Annotated in this window: 14 protein-coding genes; 11 read left to right on the top strand and 3 right to left on the bottom strand. The window is 60.6% G+C overall.

Annotated features, from left to right (window positions below; all coding sequences use genetic code 11):
• Nucleotides 1-29 precede the first annotated feature (29 nt).
• Nucleotides 30-962 (bottom strand): GntR family transcriptional regulator, encoded by a 933-nt coding sequence (locus AC3IUE_RS12060; protein ID WP_489267618.1) that lies wholly within the window; start codon nucleotides 960-962, stop codon nucleotides 30-32.
• 274 nt (nucleotides 963-1,236) lie between these two features.
• On the opposite strand from AC3IUE_RS12060, the gene AC3IUE_RS12065 reads away from it, so the two are divergent.
• The 11 genes from AC3IUE_RS12065 to AC3IUE_RS12115 all read left to right on the top strand — a co-directional run bounded on the left by AC3IUE_RS12065 (nucleotide 1,237) and on the right by AC3IUE_RS12115 (nucleotide 12,125).
• Nucleotides 1,237-2,211: a polyamine ABC transporter substrate-binding protein gene (locus AC3IUE_RS12065; protein WP_489267620.1), complete on the top strand. Its 975-nt coding sequence runs from the start codon at nucleotides 1,237-1,239 to the stop codon at nucleotides 2,209-2,211.
• Nucleotides 2,212-2,308: 97 nt separating this feature from the next.
• Nucleotides 2,309-3,169, top strand: coding sequence for an ABC transporter permease (locus AC3IUE_RS12070; RefSeq protein WP_489267622.1), 861 nt, complete (start codon nucleotides 2,309-2,311; stop codon nucleotides 3,167-3,169).
• Complete coding sequence (locus AC3IUE_RS12075; protein WP_134101625.1) at nucleotides 3,166-3,972, top strand: ABC transporter permease; 807 nt, start codon at nucleotides 3,166-3,168, stop codon at nucleotides 3,970-3,972. Before AC3IUE_RS12070 ends, AC3IUE_RS12075 begins: the two co-directional genes overlap by 4 nt.
• The gene (locus tag AC3IUE_RS12080) at nucleotides 3,965-5,044 is read left to right on the top strand and encodes an ABC transporter ATP-binding protein (RefSeq protein WP_489267625.1); all 1,080 of its coding nucleotides are present in this window, start codon (nucleotides 3,965-3,967) and stop codon (nucleotides 5,042-5,044) included. Before AC3IUE_RS12075 ends, AC3IUE_RS12080 begins: the two co-directional genes overlap by 8 nt.
• Nucleotides 5,045-5,078: 34 nt before the next feature.
• Complete coding sequence (locus tag AC3IUE_RS12085) at nucleotides 5,079-6,362, top strand: nucleotide disphospho-sugar-binding domain-containing protein (protein WP_489267627.1); 1,284 nt, start codon at nucleotides 5,079-5,081, stop codon at nucleotides 6,360-6,362.
• Entirely contained in the window at nucleotides 6,355-6,723 is a 369-nt protein-coding gene (locus tag AC3IUE_RS12090; RefSeq protein ID WP_489267629.1) for a cupin domain-containing protein, read from the top strand. The genes AC3IUE_RS12085 and AC3IUE_RS12090 overlap by 8 nt, the downstream gene beginning before the upstream one ends.
• 27 nt (nucleotides 6,724-6,750) lie before the next feature.
• Nucleotides 6,751-7,095 carry a cupin domain-containing protein gene (locus AC3IUE_RS12095; RefSeq protein ID WP_489267631.1) on the top strand — a complete coding sequence of 115 codons (345 nt, stop codon included), beginning with the start codon at nucleotides 6,751-6,753 and terminating at the stop codon, nucleotides 7,093-7,095.
• 5 nt (nucleotides 7,096-7,100) lie between these two features.
• Nucleotides 7,101-8,168 carry an aminoglycoside phosphotransferase family protein gene (locus AC3IUE_RS12100; protein ID WP_489267633.1) on the top strand — a complete coding sequence of 356 codons (1,068 nt, stop codon included), beginning with the start codon at nucleotides 7,101-7,103 and terminating at the stop codon, nucleotides 8,166-8,168.
• The gene (locus tag AC3IUE_RS12105) at nucleotides 8,155-9,663 is read left to right on the top strand and encodes an aldehyde dehydrogenase family protein (RefSeq protein ID WP_489267635.1); all 1,509 of its coding nucleotides are present in this window, start codon (nucleotides 8,155-8,157) and stop codon (nucleotides 9,661-9,663) included. The genes AC3IUE_RS12100 and AC3IUE_RS12105 overlap by 14 nt, the downstream gene beginning before the upstream one ends.
• 25 nt (nucleotides 9,664-9,688) lie before the next feature.
• Nucleotides 9,689-10,654, top strand: coding sequence for an NTP transferase domain-containing protein (locus AC3IUE_RS12110; RefSeq protein ID WP_489267637.1), 966 nt, complete (start codon nucleotides 9,689-9,691; stop codon nucleotides 10,652-10,654).
• The gene (locus tag AC3IUE_RS12115) at nucleotides 10,647-12,125 is read left to right on the top strand and encodes an aldehyde dehydrogenase family protein (RefSeq protein ID WP_489267639.1); all 1,479 of its coding nucleotides are present in this window, start codon (nucleotides 10,647-10,649) and stop codon (nucleotides 12,123-12,125) included. The genes AC3IUE_RS12110 and AC3IUE_RS12115 overlap by 8 nt, the downstream gene beginning before the upstream one ends.
• A gap of 12 nt (nucleotides 12,126-12,137) precedes the next feature.
• On the opposite strand, the gene AC3IUE_RS12120 is transcribed toward AC3IUE_RS12115, so the two are convergent.
• Nucleotides 12,138-13,610: an aldehyde dehydrogenase family protein gene (locus tag AC3IUE_RS12120; protein WP_347805013.1), complete on the bottom strand. Its 1,473-nt coding sequence runs from the start codon at nucleotides 13,608-13,610 to the stop codon at nucleotides 12,138-12,140.
• Nucleotides 13,603-14,430: an ABC transporter permease gene (locus tag AC3IUE_RS12125; protein ID WP_489267641.1), complete on the bottom strand. Its 828-nt coding sequence runs from the start codon at nucleotides 14,428-14,430 to the stop codon at nucleotides 13,603-13,605. Before AC3IUE_RS12125 ends, AC3IUE_RS12120 begins: the two co-directional genes overlap by 8 nt.
• Nucleotide 14,431 lies beyond the last annotated feature (1 nt).

Genomic DNA, 14,431 nt, shown 5'->3' on the forward strand with positions numbered 1-14,431 from the left:
AAAAAAAATCATCATGTTTTTTGAGCTGTTCAGCGACGCCCGAACAACTGGCCTTGCGGGATGCCGCGGTTTGCGGTTTGCGGGCGCTGGGCGGCGCTCAGGCGCAGGTGCAGTCGCAGCAGGTCGGCGGCGATCTCCAGCTGGCCACGCTCGATGTGCGCGATGATTTGCAGATGTTCGCGCAGGGCTTCCTGGAGGCGGTGCACGCTGACGGTCAGCAACAGATTCGGCAGGCGCCGCAGGCTCTGATGCTGGAGCAGGGCGTCACCGATAAAACGATTGCCGCAGCTCTGGCCGAGCAGTTCATGGAAGCTGATATCCAGTTCGCGAAATTGCTGGGTATCGAAATGCTCTACGGGGCTCGAGAGCAAGGTTTGCATAGCGCTTCGCAGTAACGCCAGGCGTTGTGGGTCGGCGTTGAAGTTAGGGCTGAGCAGGGCTTCCGGCTCCAGAATCAGCCGGAATTTGAGGCTTTCTTCGAGGGCGGCGAGGCTGTTCAGTGAAGGGCGAAACAGCCAGGACTGGCCGGGGCCGCGCTCGATGGCCTGGCTTTCACTCAATTGTTGCAGGGCTTTTTGAGCGGCCGGCCGGCCGATATCGTAACGACGCATCAATTCGCTGATGCTGATGCTGTCCCCGAGGCGTCCGGCCATGCGGTCGCGCAGCACCGAGGTCGCCAGCTCTTCTTCCTCGGCTTGTGGCAATGCGGCATTGAACGCCTGGCCGCTCGGCGGCGCGATCAGTCGATAGCCTTTGCCGGCCTCATGACTCAGCAGGTTTTCTTCCAGCAGCACTTTAAGTGCGCCACGAATGAGTGTGCGGGACACCTGGAATGTTCGCGCCAGCGCTTGTTCGGCGACCGGGTCGCCGGCCACCAGCCCGGTTTCCTGGGTGTGCTCCAGAATCCGGCGGGCGAGTTCCAGGTGGTTGGTGCGGGGTTTCTTCTCGGGTGTTGTGCTCAAGCGTCTATCTCTTTTGGGCGCGTCGACTCAGGTGCTCATCTTATGTCATGCATCGCAAAACCGTCAGGCGCAAAAAAAACCGTTGACATCGAATCGCGCTGGTCCTAATTTCTAAAAAAAAACACACGCAATCGTTTCTCTTTACACCGTACTGCCTTCGAACACAAAAATAATCAATCGTCGGGTGAGTATTATGAGAAAGCTGAAAGGCCTTATGTGTCTGGGATTGAGTGTCTCCCTGGCGATCGCTTCACAGGCCGCAAGTGCAAAAGACATGGTGATTTCGATCTGGGACGGCTACATGGCCCCGGAGGCGCTGGACAAGTTCAAAGCGGCCAGCGGCGTTGACGTCGACAAGGCGTTGCACGCGACCAACGAAGAAATCATGGGCAAGCTGATGGCGTCTGGCGGTGAAGGCTATGACGTGGTGTTTGTCTCCTCTCCCTTCGCCGAAGTCCTGCACAAGCAAGGCCTGCTGGCAGATATCGATCCCGTCAAAGTCCCCAATCTTAAAAACCTCTATCCCGAAGCCACCCAGCTGGAATATGACCCGGGCAACCATTTCTCGGTGCCGTACACCTGGGGCACGACCGGGATTTGCTACCGCTCCGACAAGGTCGCGCCGGCGCCGACGAGCTGGAACGAACTGCTCAACCCGAGCGATGCGCTCAAAGGCAAAGTGACGATGCTCGCCACTGACCGCTGGATGCTCGGGGCCGGTTTTCTGGCCAAGGGTTGGTCGGTCAACGACAACGATCCCAAACAGATCGCCGCCGTCCGCGATCAGTTGATCGCTACCAAGAAACGCATCCTCTCCTTCGACGACACCACCTTCTACTCCAAGCTCGCTTCCGGCGAATCGCTGATGGCGCACGCGTGGGATGGCTGGTGCAACTACGGCACCCAAGCCAATGCGGCCATCAAGTTTGTCGTGCCCAAGGAAGGTTCCGACCTTTGGGTGGACACCATGGTCGTGCTGAAAAGCTCGAAGCATCAGGAGGAGGCGTTCAAGTTCGTCAACTTCATGCTCGCCAGGGAAAACCACGTATGGGTGGCTGAAAACATCCTCTACAAAATCCCCAACCAGGCCGCAATGGCGGGTTTGTCCGCTGACCTGCTCAAGCAATACCCCAACTTGACGATCGCCCCGAGCGAGCTGTTGAAGATGGAACAGTTGCGCGATCTGGGTGGCACGACGCAAAAGGCCTACACCCGGGCCGTCACCGAAATCATGGCAGCACAGAACTAAGCCTCACAAAACGTAAGCCGCACCGAATCGAGGCATGCCCCGCATGCCTCGCCACGCTCGCATGCCGCCTCCGTTCCGGGGCGGGAGGATATGGGTAATGAGTGCTTTGCATGCTGACAGGCGTCTGTCGGCCTGGCTTCTTGCGCCCGGCTTTGGCTGGCTGCTGACCTTTTTGGTGATTCCGTGCCTGCTGGTGCTGGTCTACAGCTTCGTCGAGCGCGGAGCTTATGGCGGTATCGACTGGCTGTTTACCTGGGAAAACTACCAGCGTGCGTTCGATCCGCTGTACCTGGGCATCTTGCTCAAATCGGCAAAGATCGCCGGTCTGGCGACGGTGTTTGCGGTGCTGATCGGCTACCCGGCCGCCTACGCCATTGCGCGTGCTCCCCGGCGCCGGCAAGGGGTGTTCCTGTTTCTGGTGATGCTGCCGTTCTGGAGTAACTACCTGATCCGCACCTATGCCTGGATCGTCCTGCTGAATCGCGAAGGCTTGATCAACCGGATGCTGCAGATGTTCGGCTACAGCGGCGAACCGATCAGCTTGCTGTACACCGAAGCGTCGGTGGTGCTGGGGCTGGTCTACAACTACATCCCGTTTGTGATCCTGGCGATTTTCTCTTCGCTGTCACGGATCAACAACGAACTCTGGGATGCCTCAAAAGACCTTGGTGCCTCAGGCTGGATGACTTTTCGGCGGATCATTCTGCCGTTGAGCGTTCCCGGGGTTGCGGCCGGCGCCGTGTTTGTCTTCGTCCTGAGCATCGGCAACTTCATTACCGCCGACCTGTTGGGCGGCAAGCAGGTGCAGATGGTCGGCAACCTGATCTACTCGCAATTCCTGACGGCGCGGGACTGGCCGTTCGGTGCGGCGCTGAGCTTTTTCCTGATCGCGATCATGCTGATTCTGTTGTTCGTTCAGGCATTGGTTGCCCGCCGTGCAGAAGGGGGCCGCGCATGAGTCAGTCACGTTCGGTTGGCGGCACGGTACTCGGCACACACCTGGGTTTGGTTTACGCCTTCCTTTATGTGCCGATCCTGGTGTTGATCCTGCTGTCGTTCAACAAGTCCGGTTTGCCCACGGCCTGGGGCGGCGTATCGCTGAAGTGGTACGTGGCGCTGGCGCATAACTCGGCCATTTTGTCGGCGGCCCTCAACACCTTGATCGTCGCGCTGTCGGCGACATTCATTGCCTGCGTGCTCGGGACGTTCCTGGCGCTGGGCATCGAGTTGCGCCGCAAGGGCAATGACAAGGGACAAGTCGTCGACACCTTGCTGATGGCGCCGATGATCATTCCCGACATCGTCCTGGCGATTGCGCTGCTGAGCTTTTTCAACCTGCTCAAGGTTGGGCTGGGTCTGCACTCGATCATCATCAGCCACGCCGTGTTCAACATCGCATTCGTTTGCGCTGTGGTGCGCACGCGGCTCAAACACTTCGACTATTCGATTCTCGAAGCCTCGATCGACCTGGGGGCGAGCTGGTTCACCACCTTTCGCCGGGTGCTGCTGCCGGCGATTTTCCCCGGCGTGCTGGCGGGTGGGTTGCTCTCGTTCACCTTGTCGGTGGACGAATTCATCATCGCCTTTTTCAACTCCGGTTCCGGCCAGGCGTCCACCACGTTGCCGATGCAGATCTACGCCATGATCCGATTTGGCGTCACCCCGGAAATCAACGCTCTGGCGACGCTGGTGATGCTGGTCAGCATCACCGCGCTGCTGGCTTCGCAGCGTCTCAACAAGGCTCCTCGCACCCATGAATAATTCATCTGCGGTACTGATCCTGGACAAGGTCAGCAAGTCTTATGGCAACGGTCTGGCGGTCGATGAGGTGTCGCTGAACATCCGCGAGAACGAGTTCTTTGCGCTGCTGGGTCCGTCCGGCTGCGGCAAGACCACACTGCTGCGTATGCTCGCCGGTTTCGAAACACCCAGCGCCGGCTGCATTTATCTGGATGGCAAAGACATCTCGCCGCTGCCGGCCAACAAGCGTCCACTGAACCTGATGTTCCAGTCTTACGCGCTGTTTCCCAACATGACCGTGCGCAAGAACATCGCCTACGGGCTGGAGATGGAGCGTCTGCCGGAGTCGGAGATCCGTCGCCGGGTCGATGAAGTGCTGAGCACCGCGCAGCTCGGTGAGCTGGCGGACCGTAAACCGGATCAGCTCTCCGGTGGTCAACGTCAGCGTGTCGCACTGGCGCGGGCGCTGGTTAAACGGCCGCGGGTGTTGCTGCTCGATGAGCCGTTGGGCGCACTCGACAAAAAGCTTCGGGAAAAAATGCAGCTCGAACTCAAACGCCTGCAGCTCGAGAGCGGCATCACTTTCATCATCGTCACCCACGATCAGGAAGAAGCGTTGGTGATGTCGGATCGCATGGCCGTGCTCGATGGCGGCAAGGTCTGTCAGTGCGGCAGCCCGACCGAACTCTACGAAAATCCCAACAGCCGATTTGTCGCCAACTTTATCGGCGTCAGCAATCTGTTTGAAGGCGTACGTTCGGGCGAGCACTCGGTGCGCGTCAACGGCCAGGAGCTAGTAGTCGAGACCGACGCGCCGTTGATTCCGGGGCAAAAGGTTGCCGTCGTCGTTCGCCCGGAACGTTTACAGGTGCTGGTGGAGGAGGGCGACGACTGCGCCAATCGGGTGACCGGCAACATCGTCGAAATCGCCTATCACGGCCTCGACACCAACGTGCATGTGCAGACGGCGCTCAGCGACAAGGCCTTGATCGTCCGGGTGCCGTCCTCGCAATTCGAATTTGCTCATTTTGCTATCGGTATGAGCGTCCGGCTCGGCTGGCAGGCTCGCCACGCCCGTGTTCTGACGCGCTGAACAATAAAAAAAGACCAGGCAGGAGTACCGCTCAATGAAACAGAAAGTGATCGCCTTCTTTCCGGAAGCCGCTTATGGCCCGGCGCTGAATTCAGTTGGTATTGCCCAGGCGTGCGAAGCCCTCGGCCACAAAGCAGTATTCCTCACCGACCCGGGCATGAGTGGCGTGTATGCCGGGTATGGTTTTGAAGAGCACATGGTCAACATGTCGGCGCCCATGCCGGCCGAAGAAATGGCCCGTTACTGGGTCGATTTCATCAACGGCCACATTCCCAACTTTCGCAAATCGCCACTCGATCAAATCGACAACTACGTAAAGGAATGCTGGGCCGCCATCGTCGACACCGCGAAGTGGGCGCAAAAGGATCTGCCAGCGGTGCTGGACAAGGTCAAACCTGACCTGATCTGCGTCGACAACGTGATCCTGTTCCCGGCGATCAAGCAATACGGCAAGCCCTGGGTGCGGATCATTTCCTGCTCGGAAAACGAAATCGAAGACCCGGATATCCCGCCGCACCTGTCGGGCATGAGCATCGACGACAAGGCCGGTCACGCACAGTTTCGGCAGCGTTTTGAAGACGAGATCGGGCCGATCCACGAAGACTTCAACCAGTTCCTGCAAGCTCATGGCGAGCAGCCGTATCCGCTCGGCACGTTCTTCGAAGCCTCTCCTTACATGAACCTGTTGCTGTACCCGGACGCGGTCAAGTTCGAGCGCCGTCATCCGTTGCCGGCCGAGCGTTTCCACTACCTGCAAGGGTGCGTGCGTCACGATACGACGTACGAGATCCCCGAGTTCCGCGCCAACAACGATAAGCCATTGCTCTACGTCAGTTTTGGCAGCCTCGGTTCCGGCGATGTCGATTTGCTCAAGCGCCTGATTGCGACGGTAGGCACGTTGCCTTACCGCGCACTGTTCAATGTCGGTGAGCACCTCGATGAATACCCGGACCTGCCGGACAACGTGCTGATCTCCAACTGGTTCCCGCAGCCGTCGGTGATTGCCCAGGTCGATGCGGTGATCCACCACGGCGGCAACAACAGCTTTACCGAGTGCCTGTTCTTCGGCAAACCGGCGATTGTCATGTCGTACGTCTGGGACGGTCACGACAATGCCATGCGCGCCGAAGAAAGCGGTCACGGTTTCAAGCTCGATCGCTACGACTGGAGCGAAGCGCAGTTGGCGGAAAAACTCGCCGCCTGCCTCAACGACGAGGCGATGCGCCAACGCTTGCAGCACACCAGCGTGCAAATGCAATCACGCAAAGGGCCAGCGGACGCGGCCGACATTCTCGACAAGGTGCTTAACAATGCCTGATCAAAACACCACGGCGGGTTTTACGCCGTACCTCGAAGCCGTCAGCAGTCGCACCGATCTGGTGGACTGGGGTGTGCAGAGCGACGCCGTCGAAGGCGTCTCGCACTCCAGCGGCCGACTGTTGTTCAAAGGCCCGAATAACAGTCCGGAAACCGGACTTTGGGTCTGCACGCCCGGTCGCTGGCGACTGTCGATTCCCCGTGACGAGCTGTGCCATTTCATCGCAGGCCATGCCACTTACCGCAATGACGACGGTGAAGTGATCGAAGTGCGTCCCAACACACTGGTGTTGTTCCCGGCTGGCTGGACCGGTGAATGCCACGTCCGGGAAACCCTGCGCAACGTTTACATGCTGGCTTGAGCCTGAATTTTTTTTGGAGAGCAACACATGACTACCCCGTTTCTGTACGACCCGCTGAGCATCACCGACGTCAAGGATTGGGGCGTGATCCCGACCATGCTCGAAGGTCAATCCCATGTCTCTGGCGTGGTGCTGCACAAGGGCCACGAAGGCCAGTCCGAGTGCGGTGTGTGGATCTGCACGCCGGGTAAATGGTTTTGCCATGTCACCAGCGACGAGTTCTGCCATTTCCTCGAAGGCCGCTGCACTTACGTCCATGAGTCCGGCGAAGTGATCGAGATCAAACCCGACACGGCCGCCTTTTTCCGCAAGGACTGGAAAGGCGTATGCACCGTCCACGAGACGGTGAAAAAGGTCTACATGATCCGGTGAATGCCATGACTGAAACACGTGCGTTATCACCAACGCGTGAGGACCAGCGCTCAGCCTTTCTGGCACGCGCCGGCTTCGCCGAGGCGCAGCTGGTTGCATTGCCAGCAGATGCCTCGACCCGGCGCTACTTTCGTTTAAACGGTGAAGGTTTGCTGCTGATGGACTCGCCACCGCACAGTGAGCCGATCGGTCCATTTGTGCAGGTCGCCCGTCACTTGCACGGGCTGGGGCTTTCCGCGCCGGCCCTGGTGCAGGTTGACGAAGTAGCGGGTTTGGCGTTGATCGAAGATTTCGGTCACGACACCTACACCCGATTGTTGGCGGCGGGGCATCCGGAAGCGACGCTGTATCGCTTGGCCGTCGATGCGCTGGTGGCGTTGCATCGCGTACCACCGGCGGCAGAAATGGCGCCTTACGATGCCCGACAACTGAGTGACGAGTGTGCGCTGCTGATCGACTGGTACATCCCGCTGCTGATTGGCAAGGAGGCGGCGCTCAACCTGCGCGAGTCGTTTCTGACGCTGTTCGCCAAAGCTTGCAGCGATGTCGCGCAACGTCGCGAAGCCTTGGTGTTGCGCGACTTCCACGTCGACAACCTGATGCTGCTGGAAGGCCGCGAAGGCGTCGCCGCTTGCGGACTTCTGGATTTTCAGGACGCACTGATCGGTGCAGCGGCGTACGACTTGATGTCGTTGCTCGAAGATGCTCGCCGCGACGTGCCCGAAGCATTGCGCGTGGCGCTGCTGACGCACTACCTGATGCAACGTCCGGAGCTCAATGCGCCGCGTTTTCTCGAGGATTACCGGCGGCTGGCCGCCCAGCGTCACGCCAAGGTGCTGGGGATTTTTGTGCGCCTGGCGGGCCGCGACGGCAAGCACGGTTACCTGGCGCATCTGCCACGCACCCTCGGTTTGTTTGTTCGAGCGCTGGACGCCGAGGCCTTTGCTCCGCTGCGCGATTGGCTCAACCGGCACGTACCGGGTTGGCGCGAGGATCTACCGCCCGCGACCTTGGCGACGTTGCGCGAAACCCCTTATCGATTGGATCAAGGATCATCCCATGACCACGTTTAACACTGACACTGCCCTGCGTTTCATCAACGCCGAGTACCTGCCCCTGACGAATACCCGCGCCCGCGAAGTGCTTGACCCGGCGACGCTGCAACCTGTCGGGCAAGTCGGCGTATGCGGCGACGCCGACGTGCAAGCCGCCGTCGATACCGCCACCACCGCACAAAAACAATGGCGGTTGATCGACGCCAAAAGCCGTGCCGCGCGCTTGCATCAGTTGGCCAATGCCATCGAGCAGGACGTCGCGTGCAACCGCGAAGTGGCGCGGTTGATGACCCTGGAAATGGGCAAGCCGTTTCCCGAAGCCATGGGCGAATTGGCGAACTGCGCGCCGATCTTTCGCTACTACGCGGAAATGGCCCGGGACGATGCGGGCAAGGTCGCCGGCACCACGCAGATCGGCTCGTTCCAGCATGTGCGTTATGAGCCGTATGGCGTCAGCGTGCACATCATGCCGTTCAACTTTCCGATCCTGTTGATGTGCTGGACGGTCGCTGCATCGCTGGCGGCGGGTAACGCCTGCATCGTCAAACCGGCCGAAGCCACAACCCTTTGCACACTCAAATTCATGGAGCATTTCACTTCGCTGTTGCCGGGTCTGGTGTCTTGCGTACCGGGCGATGCGGTGACTGCACAGCTGCTGGTGAAGTCGACCGGGACTCACGCCGTGGCTTTTACCGGCAGCGTCGCGGCGGGCAAAGCGGTGGCGGTGGCCTGTGCAGAACAGATGAAACCGTGCGTGATCGAGGCCGGCGGCAGCGACCCACTGATCATCTCAAAACACGCGCCACTGGACGTCGCGGCGGCGGGAGCTGTGACCGCCGCGTTCCACCTGAGCGGGCAGATTTGCACCTCGGCAGAGCGCTTCTACGTGGTCGAAGAGATCCACGATGAGTTCGTCGAGAAGTTCGCCGAACGTACCCGCGCCTTGCGCATAGGCCATGGTCTGGAGCGTACGGAAGTCGGGCCGATGGTCAGCGAAGCCGCACGCAACAAAGTCATGCGCCTGGTCGACGACGCCTTGGCCAAAGGTGCGACGCTGGTGTGCGGCGGGCGGATTCCGCCACAGCACACGGTGGGCTGGTTCTACGAACCGACCATTCTCACCGGCGTGACCCGCGACATGGCGATTCTCCAGGAAGAGTGTTTCGGCCCCGTCGCGGCGATTTGCCGTGTCAGCGATTTCGACGAAGCGGTGCGTCTGGCCAATGACTCGCCGTTCGGTCTCGGTGCATCGCTGTTCACAACCGATCTTGCCGAAGCGATGGAGGCCGCCGAACGTCTCGAAGCCGGGATGGTCTGGGTCAACAACCCACTGATCGACAACGACGCGCTGCCGTTTGGTGGCTGGAAGATGTCGGGCCTGGGACGCGAACTAGGGCGTCAGGGCCTTGAAGCGTTCCGGCGCTCGAAAATGGTCATCATCGATCACCAGCCGAAGATTCAGGACTGGTGGTATCCGTATGCCGACGACGTGTTCTATCGCGATCAGGTTTAACGCCGCGGTACTTGGGAGGATCGCAATGAGCGACAACATTTCCTGGTCAACCCTGGCGGTGATTCTCGCGGCCGGGCAGGGCACTCGCATGCGTTCGCAGCTGCCGAAAGTCATGCACCCGGTGGGTAATCGACCGCTGCTCGGCCATGTGCTGGCGGCGGTCGAGGCGGCGGGCATCGAGCAAGTGGCGGTGGTGCTGGGTGCTGGCAGTCGACCGGTTGCCGATTACTTGCAACAGGCTGCGCCCACGGCGCAGTTGTTTACCCAGCACGAACAATTGGGCACGGCGCACGCGTTGCTCGCCGCTCGCGCCGCGTTACAGGCTCATGAGCAGGGCTGCGTGCTGGTGCTGTTTGGTGATTCACCGTTGATCAGTGCGCAGACGTTGTTGCAGCTACGTCAGACGCTGATCGACGGTGCAGCGGTTGCGGTTGCCGGGTTTCACACTGAAACCCCCGGGCCTTATGGGCGACTGTTGGTGGAAGAGGGTCGCTTGCTGGCAATCCGCGAAGCCAAGGACGCCAGCTCGCAAGAGTTGGAAGTCGGCTTCTGCAATGGCGGTGTCATGGGCTTGCGTGCCGACACCTGTCTCTGGTTGCTGGAACGCATAGGCAACCAAAACGCGCAAGGCGAGTTCTACCTCACCGACGCAGTGGCCGTGGCCAACAGCGCCGGGCTGCAAGTGACGGCGGTGGAGGTCGATGAAAACGACGTGCTCGGGGTCAATGATCGCGAGCAATTGCATGCTGCCGAACAGCTTTTCCAGCAGCGTCGACGCCAAGCCGTCATGCAGTCGGGCGTCAGCCTGATGGCGGCGGATACGGTGTTCTTCAGTGCTGATACGCAGCTGGCCAGGGACGTATGCATCGAACCTTGCGTGGTGTTTGGACCGGGGGTGAGCGTGGGCAGCGGGGTGCGGGTCGACGCTTTCAGTCGTCTGGAAAATATTCGGCTGGAGCAGCCGCTGAATGAAGGAGTTTGCCATGCGTGATTATCTACGGCTGTACATCGGCGGCGAATGGATCGCGCCGGTACAGGGTGGAGTTTTCGAGACCGTTGACCCGAGCGATGAATCGGTTCTGGCGCAGGTCGCCGCCGCCACGTCGGACGATATCGACCTGGCTGTCAGCGCTGCACGCACGGCATTCGACGAAGGTGATTGGCCACGCTGGACAGGCGCGCAGCGGGCACACGTACTGCGGCGAATCGCCGATGGCATTCGTGCGCGTCAGGACGAATTGGCCGCCATCGAAGTACGCGACAACGGCAAACCGCTGCCCGAAGCGCTATGGGACATTGCCGACACGGCCGGTTGTTTCGACTTCTATGCAGGCCTCGCCGAAGGTTCGGATCAACACAGCGAGCAGGCGATCAGCGTGCCGGATGAGCGCTTCAGTTCTTCGGTGATCAAGGAGCCGGTGGGTGTGGTCGCGGCGATCATTCCGTGGAATTTCCCGATGCTGATGGCGTCGTGGAAAGTCGCTCCAGCACTGGCGGCTGGCTGCACCGTGGTGCTCAAGCCGTCGGAACTCACACCGCTGACCGCCCTTGAACTGGCGGGCATTGCCGATCAGGCAGGCTTGCCGGCGGGGGTATTGAATGTCGTCACGGGACTGGGGCGTGAGGCTGGCGCATCGCTGGCCGGGCACCCGGACGTGGACAAGATCGCCTTCACCGGCAGCGTGCCGACCGGGCGCAAGATCATGCAAGCGGCAGCGGCCGAGATCAAAAACATCAGTCTGGAGCTGGGCGGTAAATCGCCCTTCGTGATCTTCGCCGACAGTGACCTCGACGCGGCGGTGGAGTGGATTCTGTTCGGGATATTCTGGAATCAGGGCCAGGTCTGTTCGGCCACCTCGCGCGTATTGGTGGAGCGCGCGTTATACCCGGCGCTGCTGGAGCGTTTGATCGTTGCCACCGAGCAGATCCGGATCGGCCAAGGCTTTACCGACGGTGTGAAACTCGGGCCGCTGGTCAGCCAAGGGCAACGGGACAAAGTCCTTGAAGCGATTGCGGCCGGTCAGGAAGAGGGTGCGCGACTGGTGTCGGGCGGCGCTCGTCCGGCCCATCTACAGAAGGGCTACTACCTGACCCCGGCGATTTTCGCCGATGTGCCGGAACAGAGTTCGGTGTGGCGCGAGGAGATTTTCGGCCCGGTGGTGTGCCTGCGCGCATTCGACACGGAAGCCGAAGCGATACGCCTGGCCAATGACTCGCCCTTCGGCCTGGCAGCGGCCGTCATGTCCCGTGATATTCCACGCTGCGAACGGGTCGCCCGACGCTTTCGCGCCGGGATCGTCTGGGTCAACTGCTCGCAACCGACCTTCGTGGAAGCGCCTTGGGGCGGCTACAAGCAGAGCGGTATTGGCCGCGAGCTGGGTGAGTGGGGCTACAACAACTACCTCGAAACCAAGCAGATCACCCGGTACAACGGCGGGGCCTGGGGCTGGTATTTGAACTGAAGCGCCGACCGTCTATTTTAGATACCAGCCCCATGGCTGGTCGCTGACGTATTCGGTCACTTGCTTCACCTCCAGATAATTGTGCAGCCCCCATTGGCCGAGTTCCCGGCCAATGCCGCTGTGTTTCATGCCGCCCCACGGCGCCTCGACGAAGGTGGGTTGCGAGCAGTTGACCCAGATAATCCCGGCGCGCAGTTGGTTGGCGACGCGGGCGGTACGTTGCAAATCAGCACTCATCACGGCGGCGGCGAGGCCGAAGCGGCTGGCGTTGGCCATTTGCAAAGCTTGCTCTTCGGTCTTGAAGCGCTTGATGCACAGCACCGGGCCGAACACCTCTTCGCGCCAGAGGATGCTGCTGTGTCCGGGCTCGTCGAAGATGGCCGGTTCGATGAAATAACCCTCTGGCAGATACGCCGGCTGCCGACCTCCGGTGAGCAGGCGTGCGCCGCTGGCCAGTCCCTGATCGATAAAGCCGAGGACCTTGTCGTGTTGACCCCGACTGACCAAAGGGCCCAACAACACGCCGGGTTCCAGCCCTGGGCCGATGGTGATCTTGCGGGTTTCCTCAACCAGTCGCTCGATCAACCGCGAGGCGATGTTTTCCTGTACCAGCAAGCGTGAAGTGGCGCTGCACACCTGGCCCTGGTTCCAGAAAATCCCGAACAGTATCCACTCCACCGCCGCTTCGACATCGGCGTCGTCGAACACAATGAACGCAGACTTTCCGCCCAGCTCCAGGCTGATGTTCTTGATGTCGCGAGCGGCCGCCGACATGATTTTTGCCCCGGTGGGCACGCTGCCGGTGAAGGCCAGTTTGTCCACGCCAGGGTGTTCGGTGAGCGGACCGCCGGCGTCGGCTCCAAGACCGGTCACGACGTTCAGGACCCCGGCCGGCAGACCGATGCGGTCGGCGGCCGCGGCCAGTTCCAGCGCCGTCAGTGGTGTCAGTTCGGACGGTTTCAACACCAGCGTGGCCCCGGCGGCCAAGGCGGGTGCGACCTTCCACGCGGCCATCAGCAGCGGGTAATTCCAGGGGATGATCTGCCCGGCAACGCCGATCGGTTCATGGCGGATGCGGCAGCGAAAGCGTTCGTCCGGCAGCGCCAGCGGTTGGTCTTGCTGCTGATCCAGTTCCCGGGCCAACCCGGCGTAGTAACGAAAGCAGCCGATTGCATCGCCAACGTCCCACTGCGCTTCGGGCAACGGTTTGCCGTTGTCGCGCACTTCCAGTTCAGCCAACGCCTGTTGACCGCTGTCCAGTTCATCAGCCAACGCTTCCAGCCACTGCGCGCGCTCGGCGCCAGTGGTTTGGCTCCAGCCGTTATCGAACGCTCGCCTGGCGGCGCGCACCGCATGATCGACGTCTTCTTCGGTGCCCGCGGCGACCCGATGGAAAGCCTGTCCGGTGGCCGGGTCGATGACGTCCAGGTAACCGCCCAGATCCGGGCTGACCCACTCGCCGTTGATGTAAAGCTGATCACGCATGGTGAGACTCCTGGACGCCGGTGCGGCGGTTTTGCAGGTGACGGGAAGTGAACAGCAGCGCCAGCGACGCGCAGATGATGACGGTCGAAACCGCGTTGATCTCCGGGGTCACGCCGCGGCGGATGGATGAAAAGATGTAGATCGGTAAGGTTGTTTCGGAACCGGCGACGAAGAACGCGATGATGAAATCGTCGAAGCTGAAGGTGAACGCCAGCAGAAACCCGGCCATGATCGCCGGACCGATCTGCGGCAGGGTGACCCGCCAGAACGTTTGCATTGGGGGGGCGTAAAGGTCGGCCGAGGCTTCCAGCAAGGCCTTGTCCAGTGAGTCGACGCGGCTGCGCACGATCACCATGACCAATGCCATGGTGAACAGCGAGTGCGCGGCGATCACGGTAAAGAAGCCCATGTTCAACCGTGGAACGCTCGGTATCCAGCTCGCCAGCAACGGGTTGATCAGGTCGAACAGGCTAATGAACGCAATCAGTGTCGAGATACCGATGACGATCCCGGGCACGATGATTGCGCAATAGGTCAGCGCATCGAACAGCAGCCGCACTTTGGCGCCGGCACGTTGCAAACCGAACACCGCGAGCGTGCCGAACAGCGTGGCAATCACCGCTGAAGTGAAGGCAATGAACGCGCTATGCCCCAGTGCCTCCATGATGAACGGGTTGCCAAACGCGCGACCAAACCATTGCACCGAGCAGCATTCGAACGCCAGGCCACTGTGCCCGGCGTTGAAGCTGAACAGCACGATCAACGCGATCGGTGCGTAGAGAAACAGGTACAGCGAAGTCGAATAGCTGCGCAGCCACATG

Source organism: Pseudomonas sp. GL_093 (assembly GCF_057837605.1).

Coding starts and splice junctions, on each gene's coding strand:
- AC3IUE_RS12065 (WP_489267620.1), top strand. CDS start 1,237: ATGGTGATTTCGATCTGGGACGGCTACATGGCCCCGGAGGCGCTGGAC.
- AC3IUE_RS12070 (WP_489267622.1), top strand. CDS start 2,309: ATGAGTGCTTTGCATGCTGACAGGCGTCTGTCGGCCTGGCTTCTTGCG.
- AC3IUE_RS12075 (WP_134101625.1), top strand. CDS start 3,166: ATGAGTCAGTCACGTTCGGTTGGCGGCACGGTACTCGGCACACACCTG.
- AC3IUE_RS12080 (WP_489267625.1), top strand. CDS start 3,965: ATGAATAATTCATCTGCGGTACTGATCCTGGACAAGGTCAGCAAGTCT.
- AC3IUE_RS12085 (WP_489267627.1), top strand. CDS start 5,079: ATGAAACAGAAAGTGATCGCCTTCTTTCCGGAAGCCGCTTATGGCCCG.
- AC3IUE_RS12090 (WP_489267629.1), top strand. CDS start 6,355: ATGCCTGATCAAAACACCACGGCGGGTTTTACGCCGTACCTCGAAGCC.
- AC3IUE_RS12095 (WP_489267631.1), top strand. CDS start 6,751: ATGACTACCCCGTTTCTGTACGACCCGCTGAGCATCACCGACGTCAAG.
- AC3IUE_RS12100 (WP_489267633.1), top strand. CDS start 7,101: ATGACTGAAACACGTGCGTTATCACCAACGCGTGAGGACCAGCGCTCA.
- AC3IUE_RS12105 (WP_489267635.1), top strand. CDS start 8,155: ATGACCACGTTTAACACTGACACTGCCCTGCGTTTCATCAACGCCGAG.
- AC3IUE_RS12110 (WP_489267637.1), top strand. CDS start 9,689: ATGAGCGACAACATTTCCTGGTCAACCCTGGCGGTGATTCTCGCGGCC.
- AC3IUE_RS12115 (WP_489267639.1), top strand. CDS start 10,647: ATGCGTGATTATCTACGGCTGTACATCGGCGGCGAATGGATCGCGCCG.
- AC3IUE_RS12120 (WP_347805013.1), bottom strand. CDS start 13,610: ATGCGTGATCAGCTTTACATCAACGGCGAGTGGGTCAGCCCGGATCTG.
- AC3IUE_RS12125 (WP_489267641.1), bottom strand. CDS start 14,430: ATGTGGCTGCGCAGCTATTCGACTTCGCTGTACCTGTTTCTCTACGCA.